This is a genomic window from Paraburkholderia acidicola (assembly GCF_002362315.1).
Taxonomy (GTDB): Bacteria; Pseudomonadota; Gammaproteobacteria; order Burkholderiales; family Burkholderiaceae; genus Paraburkholderia; species Paraburkholderia acidicola.
The window spans coordinates 360,446-384,090 of sequence record NZ_MTZV01000006.1; the positions used below are offsets into that span (position 1 = coordinate 360,446).

Here is a 23,645-nt window from a genome sequence, read left to right on the forward strand (position 1 = left end):
ATGGCGCTCGCGCATGAGCGACGCATTCGTGTACGCAGGACGTGGCTCGTTGCTGGTGCGCTTGCGGCATCGGCTGCTGCGGCGTTCTGGCTCGATGCGGCAACCCATCGCGGGCATCGCGCGAGCGACGCGGCGCTTGCGGACCAGTCTCGTGCGGCGCAATTCGCCGCTTTCCATCCGGCCGGCGCGTCCGCTGCGAACGCGGCGCAGTCGCCGTTAAATGCACTACCGGATTCGCTGCAGGGATCGTCGCCGCCGCCTTTGCCGCTCGAAGCCGGTGGGCATCTTGCACGCACGCGCGCGGTCCGCGACTTCTTCGATTATTTTCTGACCGCGAGTAGCGAGCGTTCCACGCAGGCGCTCGATCTACTCGTGCGCCGCTACATCAAGATCCAGCTGGACGGCACACCTGCTGCCGATGAGGCTGTGGACGCGTGGCAGCGCTACACGGCATACCGCACGGAGCTAGATCAACTGCCACAACCGGCGGCCTCGCCTGGTGGCAAACCGGATCTCAACGCGATGCAGCTCGTACTCGACGAACGCTCGCTGCTTGCCTCACGTGTCATGGGCGAATGGAGCGTGCCGTTCTTCGGTACCGAGCTGCAGCGGCAGCGCAACGATCTTGCGCGGCTGCGCATCGCATCGGACTCGTCGCTGAGCGCTGCCGATAAAGCCGCGCGGCTCGCCGCGCTCGACGCCGCGTTGCCGCCGGCCGAGCGCGCCTTGCGTGAGCGTGTGCAGCAACAGCAGGCATCGATCGATACGATCGCGCAGATGCAGAAGCAGGGCGCGTCACTCGATGCGATGCGCGCGCAGGTCACACAGACGCTTGGCCCGCAGGCCGCCGCACGCGTCGTGCAGATGGAGCAGGACGAGCAGGCATGGCAGGCGCGCTACGCCGACTATGCCGCGCAGCGGGCGCAGATCGATCAGAGGGGGCTCGCCCCGCAGGATCGCGATGCGCAGGTCACGCAGCTGCGGCAGCGTTTTTTTACGCGACCTGGTGATGCGTTGCGTGCTGCGTCGCTGGATCGGGGCGCCGGTGGTTGAGCGATAGCCGTTCGGCTCTTCGCGATAGCCCAACTCCAATCTGCCGGAAACGCGCCCGGAGATTCGCCGTGGTCCCAATTCCCCCGCTTTAACCATCGATTTTCAGGTCACACCTCTTCCCAATCCAGAGTCACCAACGGTTTCAAAATCCAATTCACGCCCCACAACGGGTCATCCCCCCGAGTTTTAACTTTCCTTAACAATCAAAAAGCCGAAATTTAACAATCCATGACAGTAGTTTTTCCGAGATATCTCGAAAATACATTCATACGCTGCGGTACCGAATAACGTGTGTGGCAATCGTCGATTTAACACACGGAGCGGCGTCGATTCAGCAGTACCAGCAACGGACAATCGCTACGGGGCGAAAGCTGACGCTCGCAAGAGAAGTCGGCGCTCGGGGAGAACAAGAGCGGATCTGAAGTTCGCCATGTTTCTGGGGAGGCGGGACGGCTGTGTAAAAGATCCCGATTGCGGCGACGGCGACGACGGCAGGTGCGTGGTCGGCGGGCATGAGCAACGTCCGGGCGGACGTCATAGTCGATGGGGTGCGCGTGATCTACGAGGGGAGATCATGCAGCGTCACCGTCCAGCTCAGCCAAGACGACAATGCGCAGGCACGCGTTGGGCGCGACACCGGAAATCCGGATGCGACGCCCGATGCAGCGAAAGTGTCTGACAGGTTGTCGCCGTCGCGTTTTTGCCTGGAGCAGTTGCGAGCAGCATCACAGAATACCGAGGACGAGGCGGCGGGGCCATCCGGCGGGCAGACCGGCACGAAGCAAGGAAAGAGGCGCCCGCGCAAGCGGGCGCACAATCAACGCGGCGCGCTCCATCGCGCGCCCCGCGGCGGGACCGCGCGAAGAGACCAACCAGACAGTACCCGCACGACAGGGATCCGGCGTAGCGACATCGAACTCGATGCCGCTACGTCGATGCCTATGCGCAGGTTTAACCCGTCATCTAACAATCCTTAAACGATTTAATCCAGGACCCTTCTTATACTCGTCGATTGTTAAAAGTCTTCACGATTGCCCGCATATCGCTTTGACGACGGCACGCGAAACTTGCAATCGACGCAGGAAACGACAGGAAAAAAGAATGTTGTCCTTACGCAGGGAAAGGGATGCTTTTTAGACCTGGCACTACGCGTCTTCCATTTGGGGCGAGCGAGCGACCGCGCAAGAGCAACCGCCGTCTGCAGCGCGTCGAACTGGATCCATCAACCGATGCCCACGCGCGTGCGGCAATCGAGGCGTATGCGGATTCGTGTTCGAGCGACATGCCGTGGCTGGCGGAACTGCTGCGTGCATCGGCGGTGCCTGAAGCGGGCGCACTGACACATTGCGCGGCGACCACGCAGCGCGTTTTCGCGCTTGCGCAGCAATGGGCCGCGCAGCAACCGGACTACGCGCATGCCGCGTGGGAACACGTGCGCATTCATCTGGACGCGGCGCTACAGGTCAGGACACCCGCTAACGATGTACCGGGTTCGACGGCCACGTCTGGCGCCTCCGGCACGGACCCGCGCCCGCAGCTTGAAAGAGAGAGCCCGGCAAAGCCCGGGCCGGAACCTGAGAGAGAGTAGGTGGCTCGCCCGCGAGCCGGAAAACAGGATGCGGATATAGCGCATCCGTAAGGGGATGGCTGTTTTTCGATTATGATGAAAGCCCCGATCGCAAACGCAGGGCGACATGGCCGACATGTCGCCCTGCGCGCACGATGGATCGGATACCTTGCTGCACGGAATCATCTTGAGGTGTCCGGCGCTTTGTCGATGATCGATCAATAGCGTTGTCGCTGGTGCATATCGCATTAGCTGGCAGCGAAGCTATCCAGATCCGACGAACGTTGTTGCGTTGCGGGGTTTTATGAGAATTGCAGTTCTGGATGATGATCCGGCTCAGGCCGATTTTGTGTGTGCGACGCTGTCGGCGGCGGGACACATTTGCCATGCGTTCGCCGAAGGGCGGGCGCTCGTGAAGCAGTTGCGCCGCCAGACTTTCGACTTGCTGGTGCTCGACTGGAACGTGCCCGACATGTCCGGCGACGAAGTGTTGCGCTGGGTCCGGCAAAGCCTGTCGGAGCGCTTGCCGGTGCTGTTCATGACGAGCCGCAGCCGCGAGACCGACATCACGTCGATGCTCAACACGGGTGCCGACGATTACGTCGTGAAGCCGGTGCCCGCAGGTGTGCTGCTTGCACGTGTCGGCTCGCTGCTGCGACGGGCGTATCACCTGAACTCGGTGGCGGCCAAAGAGGTGTTCGGCGAGTTCGAGTTCGATGTGAGCGCGAAGCAGGTGCAGGTGAAGGGCACGTCGGTCGCGCTGACGGCGAAAGAGTTCGATCTTGCGCTGCTGCTGTTCCAGCATCTAAGTCGACCGCTGTCGCGTGCGCACATTCTCGACGTGATCTGGAAGCAGGCCACCGAGATTCCGTCGCGTACGATGGACACCCACGTGTCGATGCTGCGCGCCAAGCTCGGGTTGCGTCCGGAGAATGGCTATCGGCTCACGCCGATTTACGGTTATGGTTACCGCCTGGAGCGGATAGAGAAGGGGGATGCGTGATTAGTGCGTTAGCCGTGACTTCAATCACACCGGTAGCACCGCGGTTGCGGCTGCGCCGGCGGGCGTTGCCGCTTGCGCTCGCGTGTTTGGTTGCCACGTCCGGGCTGTTCTCGGGCCCCGCCAGCGCACAAAAGCCGAAGCCTTCTGCGGCACAGGCTACGACCCCTTACGTCACGAAAGCCGGCGATACGCTGTATGAAATCGCCGTGCGCTATCTCCGCGATCCAGGCGACTGGAAAGCCCTGACCCGCCTGAACCACGTCCCTGCGCCGCGTCGTTTGCCGGCGGGGATGCAGTTGCGTCTGCCGGTCGCATTGCTCAAGCAGGAGCGCATGTCGGCCCGGGTGATCGCGACGAGCGGTCCCGCCGAGCACGCGTCCGGTAACAGCCCCTACACGCCGCTTGCCACCGACATGACGCTCGGCGAAGGCGATCATCTGCGCACCGGCCCGAACGGTTTCGCCACGCTCGAACTGGCCGACGGCTCGCATCTGTCGGTCCCGCAGAACAGCCAGATTGATATCGGCTCGCTGCGCCAGACCGTGTTGACCGGCGTCAACGATCGTGTGATCGATCTGAAGCATGGTGAAGTCGACAGCGAGGTCACGCATGCGGTCAAGAAGGACGATCGCTTCCAGATCCGCTCGCCGTCGGTGGTGGCGGGTGTTCGCGGGACCGTGTTTCGCGTGAGTTACGATCGCGCCGATCAGTCGACGGCGGTCGAAGTACTCGACGGTGCTGTTGGCGTCGATTCGGCGGCAACGGCACCACGCGCGCCTGGCGTTCCGCTCAACGCCTCCTCGCAACTCGTGCCCGCCCACTTCGGTAGCGTCACGCACGCGAGTGGCGCCGTAGGCGGTCCGGTCGAGTTGCTGCCGCCACCGGCCGTCGCCGATCCGGGCAAGATCCAGGACGCCAAAGACGTCGTGTTCGACGTCGTGCCGTCGGCCAGCGCCCGCGGCTATCGCGTGCAGATTGCGCGAGATGCCGATCTGCTCGACATGATCCGCGACCAGCGCGTCGCCGAACCGAAGGCATCGTTTGGCGACATGCCGGACGGCACGTACTTCGTGCGCGTATCGAGCATCGACGTCAACGGTCTGCAGGGCCTGCCGCAGGTCTACGCGTTCGAGCGCCGTCAGCTCGGCCTGACCGCTTCCGCCGCGCAGCGCGCCGGCACGCACGATTACGAATTCCGCTGGTTCGTCGGCCGCCAGGGTGTGCCGACCCGGTTCCGCTTCGTGCTTGCCGGTTCCGCCGATCTGCACGATCCGATCATCGACCGCACTGATCTGACGAACGGCCAGATCGTCGTCAGCGACTTGCCAAAGGGCGTCTACTACTGGACCGTAGTCGCCGAGCAGTTCGAGAACGGCAAGTTCTATGCAAAGGGCAGCTCGGTGCGCTCGTTCACACTCGCCCGCTGATGCGGGCACTGGAGGCTCGCGCATGAGTCTCGATCCGCGGGCGCGCCTCGGGCGTCCGGTTGGGCGCCGGTTCCTGTTCGAATGGGCGGGCATCGGCTGCTTCGGTCTCATCGTGATTCTGCTCGGCGCGCTGGGGCGCCTCACCACCGGCGTTGACCATCTGGTCTACGACCGACTGCTGGCCTTTCATCCGGTACCGGTGCTCGACAAGCTGGTCGTCGTCGAGATCGACAATGCGAGCATCGCGCAAATTGGCCGCTGGCCGTGGTCGCGTAACGTTCACGCGCAACTGCTGGTACGGCTCGCCCAGGCGCAACCGGCTGCCGTTGTCTACGACGTGCTCTTCACCGAGGCATCATCCGACGATAGTTCGTTTGCCCGCGCAATCGCCGCCAACCGGACCTATCTGCCGGTGCTGCTGAGCCCGGAAGGGGCCGACGGCAAGCGCGATGTCGTCAAGCCGGTCGACCCGCTCGCGCAAGCTGCCGCGGGCCTTGGTCACATCAATCTCGAAGTAGACGGCGACGGAATTGTGCGCAGTGTCGCGCTGTTCGAAGGCGATGCGCGCTCGCACTGGCCGCAGCTCACGGTGCCGTTGTGGCGTGCGATTGCTGCAGGCAAGGTGCCGCTCACGCCGCCGTCGGGTGGCGCGTGGCATGTGCCCGGTGCGCAGTTCGACGGTAGTAGCGAGTCGCGCTTTCTCATCCCTTTCAGTCCACTCGCCGAAAGCTATCGCAAGGTGTCGTTCGCCAGCGTGCTGAACGGCGAGGTGTCGCCCGACGTCCTGCGTGGGCACATCGTCCTGATCGGCGCGACTGCATCGGGCCTCTACGATCGTTTTGCCACGCCGGTGTCGGGTGAGCTTGGTCTGCTGCCGGGTGTCTACATTCACGCAAACGTGCTCGACGCACTGCTCACCGGTCGCACGATCGAGCCCACCCAGGGCTGGCAGGTCTTCATCGTCTCGCTGGTGCCGCTCGCGGTGCTGCTGGCCGGGTTCCTCGTGCTGTCGCCGTGGCGCTCGTTGCTGCTCACAGCCGGCCTGTGCGCGGCGATGATCGCAGGTAGCGCCGCGCTGCTATACGGCGCGCGGATCTGGATGTCGCCGATGCCGGCGATCGTCGGATTGATCGCGGTCTACCCGATCTGGAACTGGCGCCGGCTCGAAATGACGATGTCGTATCTGCGCAGGGAACTGCAGCATCTTGCCGAAGAACCCTATCTGTTGCCCGGTGCGCCGCGCCAGCGTGCCGATTTCGGCGGCGATGCGCTCGAAAAAAATATGGCGCTGATGGCGCAGGCAGCGCAGCGCGTGCAGGACATGAAGCGCTTCGTGTGGGACAGTCTCGACAGCGTGCCTGAACCGATTCTCGTGAGCGACGTTCACGGCGTGGTGCTGATCGCGAACCAGGCGGCGAAGGCGCACTTCGCGCGGCTCGGCGCACCGACACCGGAAGGTAAACCGATCCGCGAAGTGTTCGGTGATCTGACGTACGTGAAATCGATCGATGAGAACCCGGACGCCGACGGTTTTGCGCGCACGCACTGGCCCGCGGTGCTTGATCCGGCGCGCTCGGAGTTCGCGGCGCTGATGGAGCGGGGCATCGAAGTGCAGGATCGCGACGCGCGCGATCATCTGCTGCGCTATGCGAAGTGCGCGAATGCGCAAGGCGAGGCGACCGGGTGGATCGCGGGTCTCGTCGATGTGACTGCGCTGCATGAGGCCGAGCGGCATCGCGAAGATGCTTTGCGGCTGTTGTCGCACGACATGCGCTCGCCGCAGGCGTCGATTCTCGCGCTGGTCGAGATCGAGCGCTCGCGTATCGAATCGGGTCGCATGCACGAGCTGCTCGAACGGATCGAACGCTATGCGCAGCGCGCGCTGACGCTGGCCGACGACTTCGTTCAACTGGCCCGCGCGGAATCGCAGACCTATGTGCTGGAGCCGGTCAATTTCGCCGAACTACTGATCGATGCCAGCGACGAGGTCTGGCCGCAGGCCCATGCGAAGCAGATTCGTCTCGAAACACCGCTGCCTGGCGCAGATGCCGACGCAGGCGATAACGGCGACGCTGCAACCGCCAGCGAAGACGACACCTACTGGATCTGCGCGGACCGCTCGCTGATCACGCGTGCGCTCGTCAACATCCTGAACAACGCGGTCAAATATAGCCCGCCCGACACGCGCATCGTCTGTACGATTGCGCGCGTCCAGGGCACGCCGGCCCATGTGCAATGTACGATTCGGGACGAGGGCTACGGCATTCCGACCGAGCAGCAGGCGAAACTGTTCGAACGTTTCCGGCGTTTTCACGAGTCGGAGCGACCCGAAGTGGGCGGCGCCGGGCTCGGCATGGCGTTCGTCAAGACCGTGGTGACGCGGCATGGCGGCGACGTCCACGTCGACAGCGAACCGGGCAAGGGCACGGCGTTCACGGTGTCGTTGCCGGCACTCGACGAAACCGCCGCACAGCCGTTCGAGGTGGACTGATGAACACGGACACAGGTACGGACCGCACTCTTATCGGAGCATGAACATGATGAAACTGAGGTCGATCTGCACCGCGCTCGCTGCGGCGAGTTGCGCGGTAGCGCTGGCGGGATGCGCCGGCGTGAAGACCGACGTGCATGCGTCGGCGCCGGCGGCTCCGCTGCAAGGCAAGACCTATACGGTCACGCGTCTGCCGTCGCAGGATTCGAATCCTGCCTATGCGCAGTACGAGACGCTTGTACAGAGCGAGCTTGCAAAGTATGGCTTCAGCGCAGCAAACGATGGTCACACGCGCTATCTGCTTTCGCTAGCTTATGAAACGCGTCCGGCGACGGTCGGTGTTGCGACGGGGGACTGCGCAGCAGCAGCGAGCGCCGCCACTGCGGACTGCCGCAACGCGGGCGAAACCTCCGCGTCTTTCTTCGGCCGTCGCGCGTATCGCCATACGCTGACGCTGCGCTTCCTGGAACGTGCTTCCGGCGAGGAGGCTTACAAGGTCAGCGCGACGAGCCGCGATCACGACGCCGACCCGCTGCATGCGATTCCGTATCTGGTGAAAAGTGCGCTCGCGCAGTTTCCGTACTCAGGGCATACGGACTGGCAGGTGAAGCTGCAAGCGAAGGACGAGACCAGTGCGCCGGATGTCGTATCGGTTAAACCGGTCGTGCCCTGATCCGGTTCCTGTGTGAGTGGTTCTTGCGGTGCGGGGACCATGCACTCGTGCATCGTGAACGTGCCCTAGCTCGACGACGGTTCGTCCTCAGGCCAGCCGTTCTCAAACACACAGCCAGTAAGGGGCATACGCGTCGCCCAACCTTCCTTTTCGAGCATCGGTTCGTCGTAGAACTGCGCGACATGACCGATGCACAGGATCGCCACCGGCCTGGCGCCGGCGGGCATATGCAGCAGCGCGGCGACTTCGTCGACGTCGAAGATCGACACCCAGCCCAACCCCAACCCCTCCGCGCGCGCGGCGAGCCACATGTTCTGGATCGCGCATGCCACCGATGCCAGATCCATCTCCGGCAGCGTGCGTCGTCCGAACACATGCTTCTCGCGACCGTCCATCAATCCGACGACCAGCAACTCGGCGCAGTCGAGCATGCCCTCGACCTTCAGCTTCATGAACTCGTCGCGCCGTTTGCCGAGCGCATCGGCGGTTTTCACGCGTTCGCGTTCGACCGTGGCGTGCAGCGCGTGACGCAGTGCGTCATCGGTAACGCGCGTGATGCGCCACGGCTGCATGTAGCCGACGCTCGGTGCATGGTGTGCAGCATCGAGCAGGCGTTGCAGTGTGGCCGGATCGACCGGATCGCGCACGAAATGGCGCATGTCGCGCCGCTCATAGATCGCGCGATAGACGGCTGCGCGTTCGCTGTCGTTAAAGGGTTGCGCCATGGAACAGGGCGGCCGTGAAAGCCGGATTGGACGGCCAGTAGCCGTGCATATAGGTCGCGACGATCGAACCCGAGCGGTACACGGACTCGCCGCCCGCAGCCGGCCCCGCGGCGTGCGGCCGGGTGGCGGTCAGTACGGGATCGAGTGGGGTGGTCATCTGCGTATAGTGGAACGTATGGCCTCTCAGTGTGCCGTGTCGCCCGTTCAGCTGCTGCATGCCGAGCGCCGCGAGTCGCGCCTGCATCGTTGCGTGGCCGGGTAGCAGGCCGAGCATCGGTGTCTGCGTACCGTCGATATCCGTCAGGCTGTCGAGCAGGTACAGCATACCGCCGCATTCCGCGACGATGGTCTTTTTCGCTGCTGCATGTGCGTGAATCGAAGCTGCCGTGCGAGTGCTGCGTGCGAGCGTGGCGGCGTGCAGCTCCGGGTAACCACCTGGCAGGTAGAGCGCGTGAGCATCGATTGGGACGGCTTCGTCGGCGAGCGGCGAGAAGAACGCGATCGTGGCACCCAGCGTTTCGAGTAGCGCGAGATTCGCCGGATAGATGAAGGAGAACGCGGCATCGCGTGCGATGGCAATCCGCATTCCGTCGAGCAGGCGCGGCAGCGGGGCGTTTTCATGCACACCGGATGCGGACGTGAAACCGACGGTGGGCGGCAGCGCGGCAAGCGCAGTTGCGGCGAGCGCATCCGCTACGCGATCGAGCCGCGCGTCGAGATCGTCGATTTCGTCGGCTTGCCGCAAGCCCAGGTGGCGGTCGGGGAGTTCGATGGCGGCATCGCTCGCCATGTGGCCGGTCCACGCGATGTCCGGCGGCAAGGCTTCCTGCAACAGTTGCGCATGACGCGCCGAGCCCACGCGGTTGGCGAACACGCCATGAAACGGCACCTGCGGATGAAACTTCACGAGTCCGAAGGCGATCGCGCCGAACGTCTGCGCCATCGCTTTCGCCGAAATAACCGCGACGACCGGTACGCCGAACGTCGTGGCGAGATCGGCACTGCTCGGCGTGCCGTCGAAAAGACCCATCACGCCTTCAATCAAGATCAGATCGACCTGCGTCGCGGCCTCGGCAAGCAGATCGCGGCACGCGTCTTCACCGACCATCCACAGATCGAGCGATTCGACGGGCGCGCCACTTGCCCGCTCGAGGATAGTCGGGTCGAGAAAGTCAGGTCCGGTCTTGAAGACGCGCACCCGCCGTCCCCGCCGCCGATGGTAACGGGCAAGCCCCGCGGTGATCGTCGTCTTGCCCTGACCCGACGCAGGCGCGCTGATGAACAACGCAGGACATGCCGGCATCGTCAGAACTCCACGCCGCGTTGTGCCTTTACATGCTGCTCGCGATACGGATGCTTGACGAGGCGCATTTCGGTGACGAGATCGGCGGCTTCGATCAGCGCATCGGGTGCGTGGCGGCCGGTCACGACGACGTGCAGCGCCGCGGGCCGGGCGTTTAACACGGCGAGCACTTCGTCGAGCGGCAGGTATTCGTATTTCAGCACCGTGTTGAGTTCGTCGAGGATCACCATCTGGTAGTCGCCGCTGTCGATCATGCGGCGCGCCTCGTCCCAGCCTTTGCGCGCGGTGGCGATGTCGGCGTCGCGATCCTGCGTGTTCCACGTATAACCGTCGCCCATCGTGACGAAATCGCAGTGCGCCTGGGCGCCGAGAAAATCGCGCTCCGAGGTATGCAACGCACCCTTGATGAACTGCACGACGCCGAGCCGCATGCCGTGGCCGAGTATGCGCACGGCCATGCCGAACGCGGCCGTGCTCTTGCCTTTGCCGTTGCCCGTGTTGACGATCAGCAGGCCCTTTTCGACGGTGGCCGTGGACTGCTTCTTTTCGTGTCCTTCGCGACGCCGTTGCGTCATGCGTTGATGCGATTCGGGATCGGTTTTCATCGGTCGAGGTCCTGGTCGGTGGAAGGGGATGGAGTGGAGCTAATGATTGGGTCGGCAACGAGCGCGACGGTGACGCCGTTATGCACCGTCTTGCCGACGATCAACTGGCCATAAGGTGCCGCGAGCCGCGCGCAGGGTTCGCACACACCGTCGATGCCTAGATGCGCTCGCACAGTGGTTGAGCGCATATGCGGCGCAAGCGGTACGGCAGCGATCTGCGTGGATGTGAAAAGGCGCAACGGCAAAGCATGACGTGCGCAAAATTCGAGCAGGCCGGGTTCGTTCGCTTTCGTCTCGACGGTGGCGATTTCCCGGATCTCGGCGAGCGAGCGCGTACCGAGCACGGCATGCAGCGCGGCATCGATCTGATCCGCCGACACATTGCGTCGACAGCCGATGCCGGCGATCAGAGTCTTCGTCATGGATGGATTTCGGATCGGGCGATGTGTGTCGGCAGAGCTCGACAGCGCAATAGCGATCGCTTGTTATCTTGGCGCCGTGTGTCTGTCCCCCGCAGACCCAGCGTTCGGCGCCGTCCTCGTCGCGTTCGACGTGGACGTACGCCCCCTCGTCTGGCCGGTATCCGGGCTGGCGGCCTCATGTCGTTGCCTTCCCATCCGCGCGGCGGACAGTGGCTTCGAACGACAGGTGCGGCTCAAAGGCCGCGGGCCGTTTACCGTTGCGGGGACAGCACAGGTTGAGCGCAATGCGCGCTTTCTGTTTCCCGTTTAACTGCACGCGCGAGCGCGCGTGCGGGCACCAAACGAGCGCATACGATATCACAGGGTGCGCGTGTTACACGGGGCGCATTCCTTGACGCAGCAAGGCCGGCGGCCTACACTCGCACGCACTCTGGTGCTCGCGTGCGCGCCTCCCGCGCACGCAGTTAAACGGGAAACAGGGCGTCCTCCCACCGCGGAACGGACCAACCTGTGCTGCCCCCGCAACGGTAAGCGAAAGCAGCGCGCAAGCGCTGCAAGACCGGCTTCGCTGCATGCACATCAACCCTGCATGCAATCGACCACTGCGCGACATGAGCGTCGCGTGGGAAGGTGAAGCGGTTCATTCGTTAGCCCGGATACCGGCCAGACAAAATGGGTTCGCGCCGCGGGGATGCGGCGTGTCGTCCACGATTTCCTTGTGTTTCCATTAGCGCCGGACTCTGCGTCATCGTCCCCGCGTTTCGTCTTCTACTCGCCTGTCACGGCGGCGTTCTGTCATATGGACGAGCAGTTGAACGACGTATCGCGAAGCACGTAGCGGAGCCCTCCGGTGGCGTGGACACACGCGGGTTGTCGGCGAATCCCTCACCGCCACCACGGAGCAGCGATGCAGACACAGATGCGCAAGATTCCCGCCACGATCGTCACGGGCTTTCTCGGTAGCGGCAAGACGACACTGCTGCGACACATTCTTCAACATGCAGGCGGCCTGCGCATTGCGGTGATCGTCAACGAGTTCGGCGAACTCGGCATTGACGGCGAGATTCTCAGGGGCTGCGGTATCGGTTGCGATGAGGACGGGCGCGAAACGGGGGGCCAGGTCTACGAGCTGGCGAACGGATGCCTGTGCTGTACGGTGCAGGAAGAATTTTTCCCGGTCATGGAGCAGCTTCTCGAACGGCGCGAGCAGATCGATCATGTGCTGATCGAAACCTCAGGGCTCGCGTTGCCGAAACCGCTCGTGCAGGCGTTCAACTGGCCGACGATCAAGAACAACTTCACGGTAGACGCCGTCGTCACCGTGGTTGATGGACCCGCTGCCGCGAGCGGTCAGTTCGCGGACAACCCCGTCGCCGTCGACGCACAACGCAAGGCCGATCCGAATCTCGACCATGAATCGCCGCTGCACGAACTGTTCGAAGACCAGCTTGCTTCCGCCGATCTGGTGATTCTCAACAAGACCGATCTGCTCGACGACGCGCAGCAGGCCGCTGTCGAAGCACTGATCCGTGAGGAGATTCCACCGCAGGTGAAGGTCGTCCGCGCGCAGAACGGTCAGCTCGACCTGCATGCGTTGCTCGGGCTCGAAGCGGCGTCGGAAACCACGATTCATCTGCGGCACGATCATCATGGTTCTGCAGACGATCCCGATCATCACCACGACGACTTCGATTCGGTGGTGGTCGAATGTACGGCGCTATCGCATGAGGCGACGATCGCCGCGTTGCAGCGGCTTGTCGAAACACACACCATCTATCGTGTGAAAGGTTTCGCGGCGCTGCCTGGCGCACCGATGCGGCTCGTCGTGCAGGGTGTGGGGCGCCGCTTCGACAGTTACTTCGATCGGCGCTGGTGCGCGGACGAACAAGCGAACGAGTCGCAGAAGAGCCGCTTCGTGCTGATCGGCGAAGATCTCGACCAGGTCGCACTGCAACGTGCGTTCGATGCTGCGCTGAACCCCGCGGTAAACGCGGAAGCACAGCGGGCCTGACGCGCCATGCATCTGCTGCGCACTACGCCGGGCGGTTTTGTCGACGATACAGCGGGCGTTGTCCGGATCGACCAGCGGCCCGCGGACATCGTGGTACTCAGCTCCGCCGATACCACGCTGTCGCTACTTGCAAGCGTAGTAACGCGGCTCGGCCCGGATTTCCCGAGCGTACGGCTCGCCAACGTGACCTACCTGCGCCAGCCCGCATCGGTGGATTTCTATGTCGACGACGTGCTGCAACATGCGCGCGTTGTCGTGGTCGACCATCTGGGCGGCGAAGCGTACTGGCCGTACGGCATCGAACAGGTAGTGGCGCTTGCCGGGAGGCGTGGGCAACTGCTGGCGATGTTTTCCGGCGATCTCCAGGAAGACCCGAACCTCGTCGCCAAAAGCACCGCCGATGCCGCGCTATGCGAACGGCTGTGGCGCTATCTGCGCGAAGGCGGTCCGCAGAATGCTGAGGCGTTTCTGCGCTGCATCGCCTGGCAGGCGTTTAGCTGGGGCAGTGAGCCCGCGTTGCCGCGATCGCTGCCAGCCGCCACGCTCTATCACCCGCAGCACGACCTGCCGACCATCGAAGCGTGGCAAACGCGTTGGCAGACTCACAGTGCAGCCGATCACGCGCCGGTAGTCGCGATCCTGTTCTACCGCGCGCATCTGCAGGCGGCCAATACGGCGGTTTTCGATGCGCTGATCGAAGCGCTCGAAGCACGCGGGTTGAATCCACTGCCGATCGCCATCACCTCGCTGAAAGACACCGTGAGTCGCGATGTGATCCAGCAACTGTGTGCGCGCCACAACGTCGCGCTCGTGCTGAACACGACCGCATTCGCCGCGAGCGCAATCGACGATCCCGAGCCGCTCGCGCTAGCCGGCGACGCCCCGGTGATGCAGGTGATCCTGAGCGGCGGCAATCGCGACGACTGGGTGAAGGACAACCAGGGTCTCAATTCGCGCGACATCGCGATGCACGTTGCGCTGCCCGAAGTGGACGGACGAATCATCACGCGGGCGATCAGTTTCAAGGGGCTCGCGTATCGCTGTCCGCATACCGAAGTGGATGTGGTGCGTTATCAACCGGATGCCGAGCGCGTCGCGTTCGTCGCCGAGTTGAGCCGGCGCTGGTGCCGGCTGCGTCAGTTGCGTAACGACGAGAAACGGCTTGCGCTGATTCTCGCCAACTATCCGCAGAGCGAAGGGCGTATCGGTAACGGTGTCGGTCTGGATACGCCGGCTTCAGTGGTCGGCATACTCGCGATGCTGCGCGACGAAGGCTATCGTGTGAGCGACCTTCCAGCCGATGGCGCCGCGTTGATGCAGCAGCTCACCCAGGGCGTCACCAACGATCCGGCCGTGCGCGACCTGCGACCTGCGCTGCAGAGTCTCGCGCTCGCCGACTATCTCGCGCATTTCGCACAACTGCCCGAGGAAGTGCGCCATGCATTGAATGCTCGCTGGGGACCGCCTGAGAACGATCCGACGCTGCGCCGCGGGCGCTTCATGATCGCCGGCTGGCGTTGCGGGAATGTGTTCGTCGGTATTCAGCCGTCGCGTTCGCGCGGCGAAGGCGACTATGCGAGCTATCACGATGCGGACCTCGTGCCACCGCACGCGTATCTCGCTTTTTACGTCTGGCTGCGTGAGCATTTCGGCATCGATGCAGTCGTGCATGTCGGCAAGCACGGCAACCTCGAATGGCTGCCCGGCAAGAGCGTCGCGTTGAGCGATACCTGCTGGCCCGACCTGGTGCTCGGACCGCTGCCGCATCTGTATCCGTTCATCGTGAACGATCCGGGCGAGGGCAGCCAAGCGAAGCGGCGCGCGCAGGCGGTGATCATCGATCATCTGATGCCGCCGCTCACGCGCGCAGAAAACTATGGGCCACTTCAGGATCTCGAGCGACAGGTCGACGAGTACTACGATGCGCTGATGGTCGATGCGCGCCGCGCCAAACTCCTGCGGCGCACGATCCTCGCGACCATCGTCGAGCATCGGCTGCATGAGGAACTGAGCCTCGCGGAGCCGGTCGGGCAGGATGCGGAAGATGCGGTGCTGACGCGCGTCGATGCATGGCTGTGCGAGTTGAAGGAAGCGCAGATTCGCGATGGTCTGCACACGTTCGGGCAATCGCCGGAGGGGGTGCAACGTCGTGACACGCTGCTCGCACTTGGCCGCTTTCCGGTTGGCGACGGACAGGGTGCGAACGCTGGTCTGATCGATGCGCTTGCGCGTGACCTGCAGATCGATCATCTGTTCGATCCGCTAACGGCGGACTGGTCCGCACCGTGGAGCGGGCCGCGTCCGGCGCTGCTCGAACAGGTGAGTGATGCGCCGTGGCGGCATAACGGCGATGCGCGTGAGCGGCTTGAGGGGCTGGCTGCTGCGTTGTTAGTGGCGTTGTGCGACGGTACGGGCGTGGATGTGGATGGAAGTGCAGACGTAGGCGCAAATGCAAGCACAGACGCAAGCGCGAACGCAGACACAAAGGTAGATGCAACTGCACACGCAGTCGTACCGTCCTGGCTACCGGCACCGGGCGAGTTGCCGCACGCCGAGCGCGTACTCACGCGCTTACGCAACAGCGTGCTACCCAGCCTCGACGCGTGCGGCGAACAGGAAATGCGTCATCTGCGGCGCGGCCTCGAAGGCCGCTTCGTGCCGCCAGGCCCGAGTGGTTCGCCATCACGTGGACGCCCCGACGTGCTGCCGACGGGCCGCAACTTCTATTCGGTCGATACGCGCGCAGTGCCGACCCAGGCCGCGTGGTCGCTCGGACTCAAGTCCGCACAGCAACTGATCGAACGTCATCTGCAGGAACACGGCGACTATCCGCGCGCGATCGGTCTGTCCGTATGGGGCACGGCGACGATGCGGACCGGCGGCGACGACATCGCCCAGGCCATGGCGCTGATCGGCGTGCGGCCGAAGTGGGCAGCAGGCAGCCATCGCGTGACCGATTTCGAAATCATGCCGATCGAAGCTTTCGACCGGCCGCGCATCGACGTCACGTTGCGCGTGTCGGGATTCTTCCGCGATGCGTTCGCGAACGTGATGCATCTGTTCGACGCCGCCGTGCAGGCGGTGGCCGAACTGGACGAACCACCCGAACTGAACCCGATCCGCGCGCGCGTGATGGCCGAACGCGACAGCTGGATTGCCCGCGGACTCGATCCGGCAGCGGCGCGTCAGCGGGCCGGCTGGCGTGTATTCAGCTCGCGGCCCGGTGCATACGGCGCAGGTTTGCAGCAGATGATCGACTCGCGCCAATGGCAAACGGACGCGGATCTCGCCAATGCTTACCAGGCATGGGGCGGCTACGCGTACGCGCAGAAGAGTGCCGGCGCTGAAGCGCGCGACGTTTTCGGCACGCGCCTCGCCGCACTCGATGTCGTACTGCAGAACCAGGACAACCGCGAACACGACGTGCTCGATTCGAACGACTACTACCAGTTCCAGGGCGGCATGACCGCAGCGGTGCGCCACCTTGCCGGCGCGCAGCCCCATGTCTATCACGCCGATCACAGCAACCCGGCGGCACCTCGCGTGCGCACACTGCATGAAGAGATCGCACGCGTGATCCGTTCCCGCGTCGTCAACCCGAAGTGGCTGGACGGCGTGAAGCGGCACGGCTACAAGGGCGCAGCAGAAATTGCCGCGACCGTCGACTATCTGTACGGCTACGACGCAACGGCTCGCGTCGTCGCGGACCATCAGTACGCGCTCGTTGCCGATGCCTATCTGAACGACGCCGACACGCGCGCATTTCTCGAACAGCACAATCCACATGCCTTGCATGCGATCTGCGAGCGACTGCTCGAAGCGATGCAGCGCGGCTTGTGGCAACAGCCCGGCGCGTATCGTGCGCAGCTTGAAGAGCATCTGCTGGCGAGCGAGCAACATATCGAAGGAACACGGTCATGAATGGGTCACTGCCTGCTTTTCCGTTCGCCGCGCTGATCGATCAGCAACCGCTGCAACAGGCGCTGCTGATCGCAGCCGTCGATCCCGGCATCGGTGGCGTGCTGGTTAGCGGTCCGCGCGGGACGGCGAAATCGACTGCTGCGCGCGCGCTTGCCGAGCTGCTGCCTGAAGGTCAACTGGTCACGCTGCCGCTCGGTGCGAGCGAAGAGCGTCTGATCGGCACGCTCGATCTCGAAGCGGTGTTGCGCGATGGCGCTGTGAAATTTTCGCCCGGGTTACTCGCGCAGGCGCATCGCGGCGTGCTGTACGTCGACGAAATCAACCTGCTACCCGATACGCTCGTCGATGCGTTGCTCGATGCAGCCGCGAGTGGTGTGAACACCGTCGAACGTGATGGTGTGTCGCATAGTCACGACGCGCGCTTCGTGCTGGTGGGCACGATGAATCCGGAAGAGGGCGAATTGCGGCCGCAACTGCTCGATCGTTTTGGCCTGATGGTGGAGCTGGAGAACTGTTTCGATCCGCAGGTGCGACAGCGGATCGTCAAGGCAAGATTGGCCTTCGATCTCGATCCGCACGGGTTTCGCCGTGCTTATGCAGCGCAGCGGTCGGACATCGTGCAACAGGTTAGCGCGGCGCGTAACGCATTGCCGGAGCTGTCCTTCGACGATGCGGTACACGAGCACGTGAGCCGGTTGTGCATCGACGCGGCCGTCGATGGTTTGCGCGCCGATCTCGTGATGCTGCGAGCAGCGCGTGCGCTTGCGGCGCTCGACGGTGCGGAGGCGGTGACCGTGGCGCATGTCGAGCAGGTCGCGACATCGGTGTTACTGCATCGACGACATGCGGGGGATGTGCGATCGGAGGTCGACGCAGCATCGCAGGAAACGGCTACTAGAAGCACCGATAAGCAAACGGAGAGCGGACAACCGGATTCATCGAACGCGAAGCCCGATGGATCTACTGGCGACTGGGGTTATCTGCCACCGGAGCCCGCAGGCATCGCGAACGTCAAAAGCGTCATCCCGCTCGCCCCAAAAAAACGCTAGGCCATCGGAACGGTGTCGCCGCTGATCAGCCCAGCGGTTTCCGGTGGTTGCAAGGCACGCGCAGCCGCACACGTACCCGCACGGTCGATGGTGTACCGGGTACGCGCATCGCATGGCCCGCGACGCTCGCCGCGAAACGTCACGCGCTGCTACGTGCCGATCATCTGCGTTTCGTGCGCGAGGCATCGCGAAGCGGTGAACTGCATTGCTTCGCGCTCGACTGCTCCGCTTCGATGCTCGCCGGTGCGCAACTTGCGCTTGCGAAGGGGCTACTGGTTGCGCTGTTCGACCGCGCCGCGCGCGAACGTGCGGAAGCGGCGCTGATCTGTTTCGGTGGTTCACGCGCTGATCTGCGGTTCGGGCCAGCCGTGCCGCGCTGGTGGAACGAGCGCTGGTTGAGGCCGATTGGCGGTGCTGGTGGCACGCCGCTCGCGCTGGGTGTGCAGCGCGCGGCGCATCTGCTCGAACGTGCGGCTCGCCGCAGGCCTGCGCAGCAGCGCTGGCTCTGGGTGTTGTCCGATGGCCGCAGCCGCGACTGGCCGGTGCGACCGGCCGCTGCGGATCGGATCGTATTCGTGGACTTCGAACGTGCGGGAGTGAACCTCGGACGATGTGCGCAACTCGCGCAGGCCTGGGGCGCGTTATGTTGCGTGCCCAAAGATTTGATCGAGCGCTGAGGTTTCGGCGTGGCTTATACGCGGCTCGATTTGGGGCGAGTGCGGCTCTAGTGTCGCTCAAGCATGGCGCAGGCGGGGCTCAAGCCAGACTCAGGCTCGGTTCGAGTCCAGCCCAAACACGGATCGAGCATGGTTCAAGCACGGCTGATTCCCGACTCAAACACACAGCGAAGTCACCCATACCACCGCGGCGTATAAACCCACTCACGCTCCCCATCACGAGCAAAACCCCGCGTCGTCGACGATCCGACGATCACCATCGTGCGCATATCCACATCCGATGCCCGCAACTGCCCGAGCGTGGTAGTAGTCAGCGCACCACCCGGTCTGCCGATATCGCGCCCAAGCACCACACGCGTCGCCGGCGCACGATAGGCACGCACGATATCGAGCGCCCGGTCGAGTTGCCAGGGTCGCGCATGCGAGATCGGGTTATAGAACGCCATCACGAGATCGGCCTCGGCTGCATGCCGCAGACGTGCCTCGATGATCGGCCACGGTTTCAGGTTGTCCGATAGCGAGAGCATGCAGAAGTCGTGACCGAGCGGCGCACCTGCCTGCGCGGCGGTCGCCATCGCGGCCGACACACCGGGGACGATGCTGAGTTCGACTGCGGCCCAGCGTGAGTTACCGGAAATTTCGAGTGCTTCGAGCACCGCAGCCGCCATCGCAAACACGCCCGGGTCACCGGACGAAACGACGACGGCCGAACGGCCCGTGCTCGCAAGTTCGAATGCATGGCGGGCGCGCTGCAATTCCTCGCGATTGTCGCTGCGATGTACCTGCTGATCGTCGCGAAACGGACCCGCCATTTTCACGTAGGTTGCATAACCGAGGATATCGGTGGCTTCGGCCAGCGCGTCGCGTGCCGCGGGAACCATCAGTTCGGCACAGCCGGGGCCGATGCCGATCACCGTGAGCCGGCCGCGTGCCTGACCGACGCGGGTGGGATCGAGCGGTGCGGCGGCGACCGCGAGTGCAATCGACGAACCGGAGCGGTGCAGCACATCGTGTGGAACAGGCAACGCCGCAGCGAGCAGGCGATGATGGATTTCATTGCTTTCGCCAACGAACCCGTCGGTGCCTGATTCAGCGAATCGCAGCGACACATCGAGCGTACGTGCTGCATGAGTAAGCGCAGCATCGCCGATACGATCGAGCGGTGCAAGCAACATGGCGAGCGACGAACGGGCAAGCTTGTGTACATCGAGCGCATCAACAATATGTTCTGCGATCGTGGCACCGTCGACAACCTCGCGCCCAGCACCGATCGCAGCAACGACACTGCGAGGATGAATCAACAAATCATCAGACTCGCCCACACCAGCGAACGGCGTCACTCGAATCGCAAGACGCGCCGACGGCGCGCGCGGCAACGACGCATCGTCGAACCAAGGCGCATCGCCTTCGATGCGTGTCGACTCACCCGCCAGCAGATCGGAGACGAAACGCTTGCCCTGAGCAAGGTCTGCAAGCGCGTAGCCCGGCGGTGGATTCAGTACGCATGTACCGAAGCGCAACTCGCCGCTGGTCGTGATGGCGGGCGAAACCGCAAGCATTGCGGCTATTTCGCGCGCCATCGTATTGACACCAACCAGCCCGCCGAGCAACGGAACGACAGCACTGCCGTCTTCTGCCAATGCGAGCACGGGCGGTTCCGCACCCTTGTTCAAGAGCAGCGGCGCGACGCAGCGGATGACGATGCCAGCCGCGCACAACGCGACGATCGGCGTACCACGCGCATACAGTTCACGCAGATGCGTACCTAGCTCGGTATAGCGCACATCGGCGTCAACACGTTCCGCAAGGCCATGTACCTGCGAGCCCGGATAACAGGCCTGCACGCGCCGCGCAAGTGCGAGCGCGCTCGCACCGAGTATCACGATGGCCGGTGGCGTCATGCTTGCCATTTCTTCCCCGGCACGACGAGCAGCGAAAAATACGGCGATGCCATCGGGTCGACGTCGGCGAGCGGCACGATCCGCTGGTTCGCCATCGTCGCGCGCTCGACATACAGCGCGCGCTGCGCGAGCCCGAGTTCGTCGAGAACACGCCGCACCTTGTCGAAATTGCGACCGAGCTTCATGACGACGGCTGCGTCCGCATCCGCGAGCCGCCTCCGCAATTCGTGTTCGGGCAACACACCCGACAGCACCGCCAGCGTCTGGTTGCGATAGACGAGCGGTGCGCCGAGCACGGCGGCACCACCGAGCATCGAGCAGACACCGGGCACGACTTCAGTCTCGAAGCGTGTAGCGAGCCGGTCGTGCAGATACATATACGAGCCATAAAAGAATGGATCGCCTTCGCAGATCACCGCCACGTCGCGCCCCGACTGCAGATGCGTAGCGACCACACCGGCCGCCGTGTCGTAGAAGTCCGCAATGATCGCTTCGTACGACTGCGGTGGCTCGAGCGCTTCGGTCGTAACCGGATAGACGAGCGGCAGATGCAGTTGCGTATCGTCGAGATGCGCTTCGACGATTCCGTAGGCGTTGCCTTTCTTGCCCTTGGCGACGAAGTACGCGACCACCGGCGCGGCCTGCAGCAGACGCACTGCTTTCAGCGTCAATAGTTCGGGGTCGCCGGGACCGACGCCGATGCCGAAGAGACGTCCTGCCTGGGTCATTTATTCGTCCTCCGAGGCGAGTGCGTTAACGGCGGCAGCGGCCATCGCGCTGCCGCCACGTCGACCTGCGACGATCACCCATGGCACATCGTTGTCACGCGCCGCAAGCGCCGCTTTCGATTCAGCGGCGCCGACAAAGCCGACCGGAAAACCAAGAATCAGCGCGGGGCGCGGGGCGCCTGCGTCGAGCATGTCGAGCAGATGGAACAGCGCGGTCGGCGCGTTGCCGATCACGACGACGCTGCCCGCCAGGTGCGGGCGCCACAATTCGAGCGCAGCCGCCGAGCGCGTATTGCCGAGTTGTCGCGCGAGTTCGGGTACGGCGTCGTCGCCGAGTGTGCAGAGCACGGGGTTACGCGCAGGCAACCGTGCGCGTGTGATGCCTTCGGCAACCATGCGTGCGTCGCACAGTATCGTGGCGCCGGCGACGAGCGCCGCACGACCGGCGTGGCCCGCGCCTGCGGAGAATTGCAGGTCGTCGACGATATCGGTCATCCCGCATGCGTGGATCACACGCACGGCGAGTTTTTCGAGGTCCGCGGGGATGTGCGACAGGTCGGCTTCCGCGCGGATCGTCGCAAACGACTGGCGGTAGATCTGTTGACCGTCGCGAAGGTAGTCATGCATCGGGTGGTGTCCGGGCTGGGCGATTCAGTTGAGCGGCGGCTTGTTCGATGCTCAGGTGGCGCGCGATGCACACGCCGAAGCGGCTTTCGTCGGGTGAGTCGACGCGCTGGTAGAGGTCGTAGCGACCGGTTGCGACTGCGAGCAGCGTATGCGGCGCGCAATGTGCGGCCGCGCAGGATCGCGTGCAGCCGGTCAGATGAACGCCGGACGAAGTGGGTCTGTCGTGAGTCAGTAATGAAGCGAGCTGTTGAGCATCCGCTTTAGTGTCGGCGGCGCTTTTCATACAGCCTGTCGAACCAGCACACGCGACGATTGCCGCATACGGATGCGACGGATCGCAGGCGAAGCCGAGCGCACGCAAACTCTCCAGCACTGCGTTAACTGAGTTCGTGGCGAGGTCCGGTAGCAGCACGCTTTGCCACGGTGTGATGCGCAGTGAGCCATCGCCATATCGTGAAGACAACGCGCCGAGATCACGCAGCGTTGCGGCATCGATTCTTCCGGCGAGCGGCTGGCCGCCTGCGTACCATCGTTGCGGATCGCGTTGCCGATGTGCGCCGAGCCGCAAGGTTGCATCGGTGGGAGTGCGGCGCCACGCGTCGACCTGTGAGCCACGTTGCAGTGCGATGCCTGCGCGATCGGCGGCACGTTGCAGCAGCGTGTGCGCGTCGTGGATAGCGAGCAGGTCGCGCATGCGCGTGTCGTCGGGACCGGCGAGATCCAGGAAGGTGTGCAGCAGAGCATCCAGCAACGCCAGCGCGTCGGTGTGGGTGACGGTAGCGAGTGCGCTGCCTGCGTCGAGCGACGGGCATCCCGCGAAACCGATCGCAAAGCGCGGCTCGTTCTTGTCGACCGGCATGGCGGAGAGCCAGATGTCGTGCGGATGATCGGTCGCCATCAACCGCTCGCCGCCATCGAGCAGCAGCGCGAATTTCGGCGACAGCGCCGCGAAACGCGGCTCGCCTTGCAGCAACACGAGAATCTGCGTGGCCAGCGCGCAGGTGTCGCAAAGCGCATGCGGATCGCGACCCGCGAGCGGGCTGATCATCACGTTTCGGATACCGTCGATAGCCTCGATGGTGTCGGGCGTGCTGTCCGATGTTTGCGGCCCGAGCCCCGCTTGCAGAAGCCGTGCGGTCAGCGCGGCTTCGTGTCCCGCCTTCACACCACGCAACTGCAGGTTCGCGCGATTGGTCAGTTCGATCACGCCCGATGCATACCGCGTGGCGGCTTCGGCAATCGCGGCCGCTTCGTGCGCATGCAGCACGCCGCCGGGCAACCTGATCCGGCACAATCCGCCGTCGCGCGCATCAACGATACGCGCAAGCGCCGGACACGCCGACGCGCGACGTAGCACCGGCGACGCAGGCGCGCCAGACGAATCAATAGACAAAGCAGCGGACGGAACGTGGTTCAAGCGATTACCGGGTTGGCGTCGCGCGACGGCCCGGTTTGTTCCTCG

18 protein-coding genes and 2 riboswitches are annotated in these 23,645 nt (G+C 64.0%); of the genes, 10 read left to right on the plus strand and 8 right to left on the minus strand.

The window, feature by feature from the left end; genetic code table 11:
- From BWP39_RS20610 to BWP39_RS20640, 6 genes are all read left to right on the plus strand, one after another.
- Positions 1–1,053: a lipase secretion chaperone gene (locus tag BWP39_RS20610; protein WP_096723583.1), complete on the plus strand. Its 1,053-nt coding sequence runs from the start codon at positions 1–3 to the stop codon at positions 1,051–1,053.
- Positions 1,054–2,179: 1,126 nt separating this feature from the next.
- The gene (locus BWP39_RS20620) at positions 2,180–2,641 is read left to right on the plus strand and encodes a hypothetical protein (protein WP_207556994.1); all 462 of its coding nucleotides are present in this window, start codon (positions 2,180–2,182) and stop codon (positions 2,639–2,641) included.
- Positions 2,642–2,924: 283 nt separating this feature from the next.
- Positions 2,925–3,623, plus strand: a complete 699-nt coding sequence (locus BWP39_RS20625; RefSeq protein WP_096723588.1) for a response regulator transcription factor — start codon at positions 2,925–2,927, stop codon at positions 3,621–3,623.
- 14 nt (positions 3,624–3,637) lie between these two features.
- Positions 3,638–5,050, plus strand: a complete 1,413-nt coding sequence (locus BWP39_RS20630) for a FecR domain-containing protein (RefSeq protein WP_096723590.1) — start codon at positions 3,638–3,640, stop codon at positions 5,048–5,050.
- Between the two features lie 22 nt (positions 5,051–5,072).
- Positions 5,073–7,541, plus strand: a complete 2,469-nt coding sequence (locus tag BWP39_RS20635; protein ID WP_096723592.1) for a CHASE2 domain-containing protein — start codon at positions 5,073–5,075, stop codon at positions 7,539–7,541.
- Between the two features lie 46 nt (positions 7,542–7,587).
- On the plus strand, positions 7,588–8,214 hold the full coding sequence (locus BWP39_RS20640; protein WP_096726053.1) for a DUF4136 domain-containing protein: 627 nt from the start codon (positions 7,588–7,590) through the stop codon (positions 8,212–8,214).
- A 65-nt stretch (positions 8,215–8,279) separates the two neighbouring features.
- Here the strand turns inward: BWP39_RS20640 and bluB are convergent, their stop codons facing one another.
- The 4 genes from bluB to BWP39_RS20660 are packed head-to-tail and all read right to left on the minus strand — an operon-like array spanning position 8,280 to position 11,269.
- Positions 8,280–8,939: a 5,6-dimethylbenzimidazole synthase gene (bluB, locus tag BWP39_RS20645; protein WP_096723594.1), complete on the minus strand. Its 660-nt coding sequence runs from the start codon at positions 8,937–8,939 to the stop codon at positions 8,280–8,282.
- Positions 8,923–10,242: a cobyrinate a,c-diamide synthase gene (locus BWP39_RS20650; RefSeq protein WP_096723596.1), complete on the minus strand. Its 1,320-nt coding sequence runs from the start codon at positions 10,240–10,242 to the stop codon at positions 8,923–8,925. Before BWP39_RS20650 ends, bluB begins: the two co-directional genes overlap by 17 nt.
- 2 nt (positions 10,243–10,244) lie before the next feature.
- The gene (cobO, locus tag BWP39_RS20655) at positions 10,245–10,847 is read right to left on the minus strand and encodes a cob(I)yrinic acid a,c-diamide adenosyltransferase (RefSeq protein ID WP_096723598.1); all 603 of its coding nucleotides are present in this window, start codon (positions 10,845–10,847) and stop codon (positions 10,245–10,247) included.
- Positions 10,844–11,269 (minus strand): cobalamin biosynthesis protein, encoded by a 426-nt coding sequence (locus tag BWP39_RS20660; protein WP_096723600.1) that lies wholly within the window; start codon positions 11,267–11,269, stop codon positions 10,844–10,846. Before BWP39_RS20660 ends, cobO begins: the two co-directional genes overlap by 4 nt.
- 135 nt (positions 11,270–11,404) lie before the next feature.
- Positions 11,405–11,626, minus strand: a riboswitch (cobalamin riboswitch).
- Between the two features lie 57 nt (positions 11,627–11,683).
- Positions 11,684–11,951: riboswitch (cobalamin riboswitch) on the plus strand.
- Between the two features lie 225 nt (positions 11,952–12,176).
- Between BWP39_RS20660 and cobW the strand changes: the two genes are divergently transcribed.
- Genes cobW through BWP39_RS20680 form a run of 4 tightly spaced genes read left to right on the plus strand, consistent with a single transcriptional unit; the run spans position 12,177 to position 18,927 of the window.
- A complete protein-coding gene (gene cobW, locus BWP39_RS20665) occupies positions 12,177–13,280 on the plus strand; it encodes a cobalamin biosynthesis protein CobW (protein ID WP_096723602.1) in 1,104 nt (367 codons plus the stop codon).
- Positions 13,281–13,286: 6 nt separating this feature from the next.
- On the plus strand, positions 13,287–17,201 hold the full coding sequence (gene cobN / locus BWP39_RS20670; protein WP_096723604.1) for a cobaltochelatase subunit CobN: 3,915 nt from the start codon (positions 13,287–13,289) through the stop codon (positions 17,199–17,201).
- Positions 17,198–18,250 (plus strand): ATP-binding protein, encoded by a 1,053-nt coding sequence (locus tag BWP39_RS20675; protein WP_096723606.1) that lies wholly within the window; start codon positions 17,198–17,200, stop codon positions 18,248–18,250. The genes cobN and BWP39_RS20675 overlap by 4 nt, the downstream gene beginning before the upstream one ends.
- Positions 18,251–18,297: 47 nt before the next feature.
- On the plus strand, positions 18,298–18,927 hold the full coding sequence (locus tag BWP39_RS20680) for a vWA domain-containing protein (protein ID WP_096723608.1): 630 nt from the start codon (positions 18,298–18,300) through the stop codon (positions 18,925–18,927).
- A gap of 173 nt (positions 18,928–19,100) precedes the next feature.
- Here the strand turns inward: BWP39_RS20680 and cobJ are convergent, their stop codons facing one another.
- From cobJ to cobG, 4 genes are read right to left on the minus strand one after another with little or no spacing between them, the layout of a single operon-like run.
- On the minus strand, positions 19,101–20,828 hold the full coding sequence (gene cobJ, locus BWP39_RS20685) for a precorrin-3B C(17)-methyltransferase (RefSeq protein ID WP_096726054.1): 1,728 nt from the start codon (positions 20,826–20,828) through the stop codon (positions 19,101–19,103).
- Entirely contained in the window at positions 20,825–21,556 is a 732-nt protein-coding gene (locus BWP39_RS20690; protein WP_096723610.1) for a precorrin-2 C(20)-methyltransferase, read from the minus strand. Before BWP39_RS20690 ends, cobJ begins: the two co-directional genes overlap by 4 nt.
- Entirely contained in the window at positions 21,557–22,183 is a 627-nt protein-coding gene (locus BWP39_RS20695) for a precorrin-8X methylmutase (protein WP_096723612.1), read from the minus strand. It abuts the gene before it with no gap.
- The gene (cobG, locus tag BWP39_RS20700) at positions 22,176–23,600 is read right to left on the minus strand and encodes a precorrin-3B synthase (protein ID WP_235851463.1); all 1,425 of its coding nucleotides are present in this window, start codon (positions 23,598–23,600) and stop codon (positions 22,176–22,178) included. The genes BWP39_RS20695 and cobG overlap by 8 nt, the downstream gene beginning before the upstream one ends.
- Between the last annotated feature and the right edge of the window lie 45 nt (positions 23,601–23,645).

Excerpts from the sequence above, each read along its gene's own strand:
- BWP39_RS20620 (WP_207556994.1), top strand. The coding sequence starts at position 2,180 with ATGCTTTTTAGACCTGGCACTACGCGTCTTCCATTTGGGGCGAGCGAG.
- cobJ (WP_096726054.1), bottom strand. The coding sequence starts at position 20,828 with ATGACGCCACCGGCCATCGTGATACTCGGTGCGAGCGCGCTCGCACTT.
- BWP39_RS20650 (WP_096723596.1), bottom strand. The coding sequence starts at position 10,242 with ATGCCGGCATGTCCTGCGTTGTTCATCAGCGCGCCTGCGTCGGGTCAG.
- BWP39_RS20695 (WP_096723612.1), bottom strand. The coding sequence starts at position 22,183 with ATGCATGACTACCTTCGCGACGGTCAACAGATCTACCGCCAGTCGTTT.
- BWP39_RS20675 (WP_096723606.1), top strand. The coding sequence starts at position 17,198 with ATGAATGGGTCACTGCCTGCTTTTCCGTTCGCCGCGCTGATCGATCAG.
- BWP39_RS20690 (WP_096723610.1), bottom strand. The coding sequence starts at position 21,556 with ATGACCCAGGCAGGACGTCTCTTCGGCATCGGCGTCGGTCCCGGCGAC.
- BWP39_RS20660 (WP_096723600.1), bottom strand. The coding sequence starts at position 11,269 with ATGACGAAGACTCTGATCGCCGGCATCGGCTGTCGACGCAATGTGTCG.
- cobO (WP_096723598.1), bottom strand. The coding sequence starts at position 10,847 with ATGAAAACCGATCCCGAATCGCATCAACGCATGACGCAACGGCGTCGC.
- BWP39_RS20635 (WP_096723592.1), top strand. The coding sequence starts at position 5,073 with ATGAGTCTCGATCCGCGGGCGCGCCTCGGGCGTCCGGTTGGGCGCCGG.
- BWP39_RS20610 (WP_096723583.1), top strand. The coding sequence starts at position 1 with ATGGCGCTCGCGCATGAGCGACGCATTCGTGTACGCAGGACGTGGCTC.
- cobN (WP_096723604.1), top strand. The coding sequence starts at position 13,287 with ATGCATCTGCTGCGCACTACGCCGGGCGGTTTTGTCGACGATACAGCG.
- cobW (WP_096723602.1), top strand. The coding sequence starts at position 12,177 with ATGCAGACACAGATGCGCAAGATTCCCGCCACGATCGTCACGGGCTTT.
- bluB (WP_096723594.1), bottom strand. The coding sequence starts at position 8,939 with ATGGCGCAACCCTTTAACGACAGCGAACGCGCAGCCGTCTATCGCGCG.
- BWP39_RS20625 (WP_096723588.1), top strand. The coding sequence starts at position 2,925 with ATGAGAATTGCAGTTCTGGATGATGATCCGGCTCAGGCCGATTTTGTG.
- BWP39_RS20640 (WP_096726053.1), top strand. The coding sequence starts at position 7,588 with ATGATGAAACTGAGGTCGATCTGCACCGCGCTCGCTGCGGCGAGTTGC.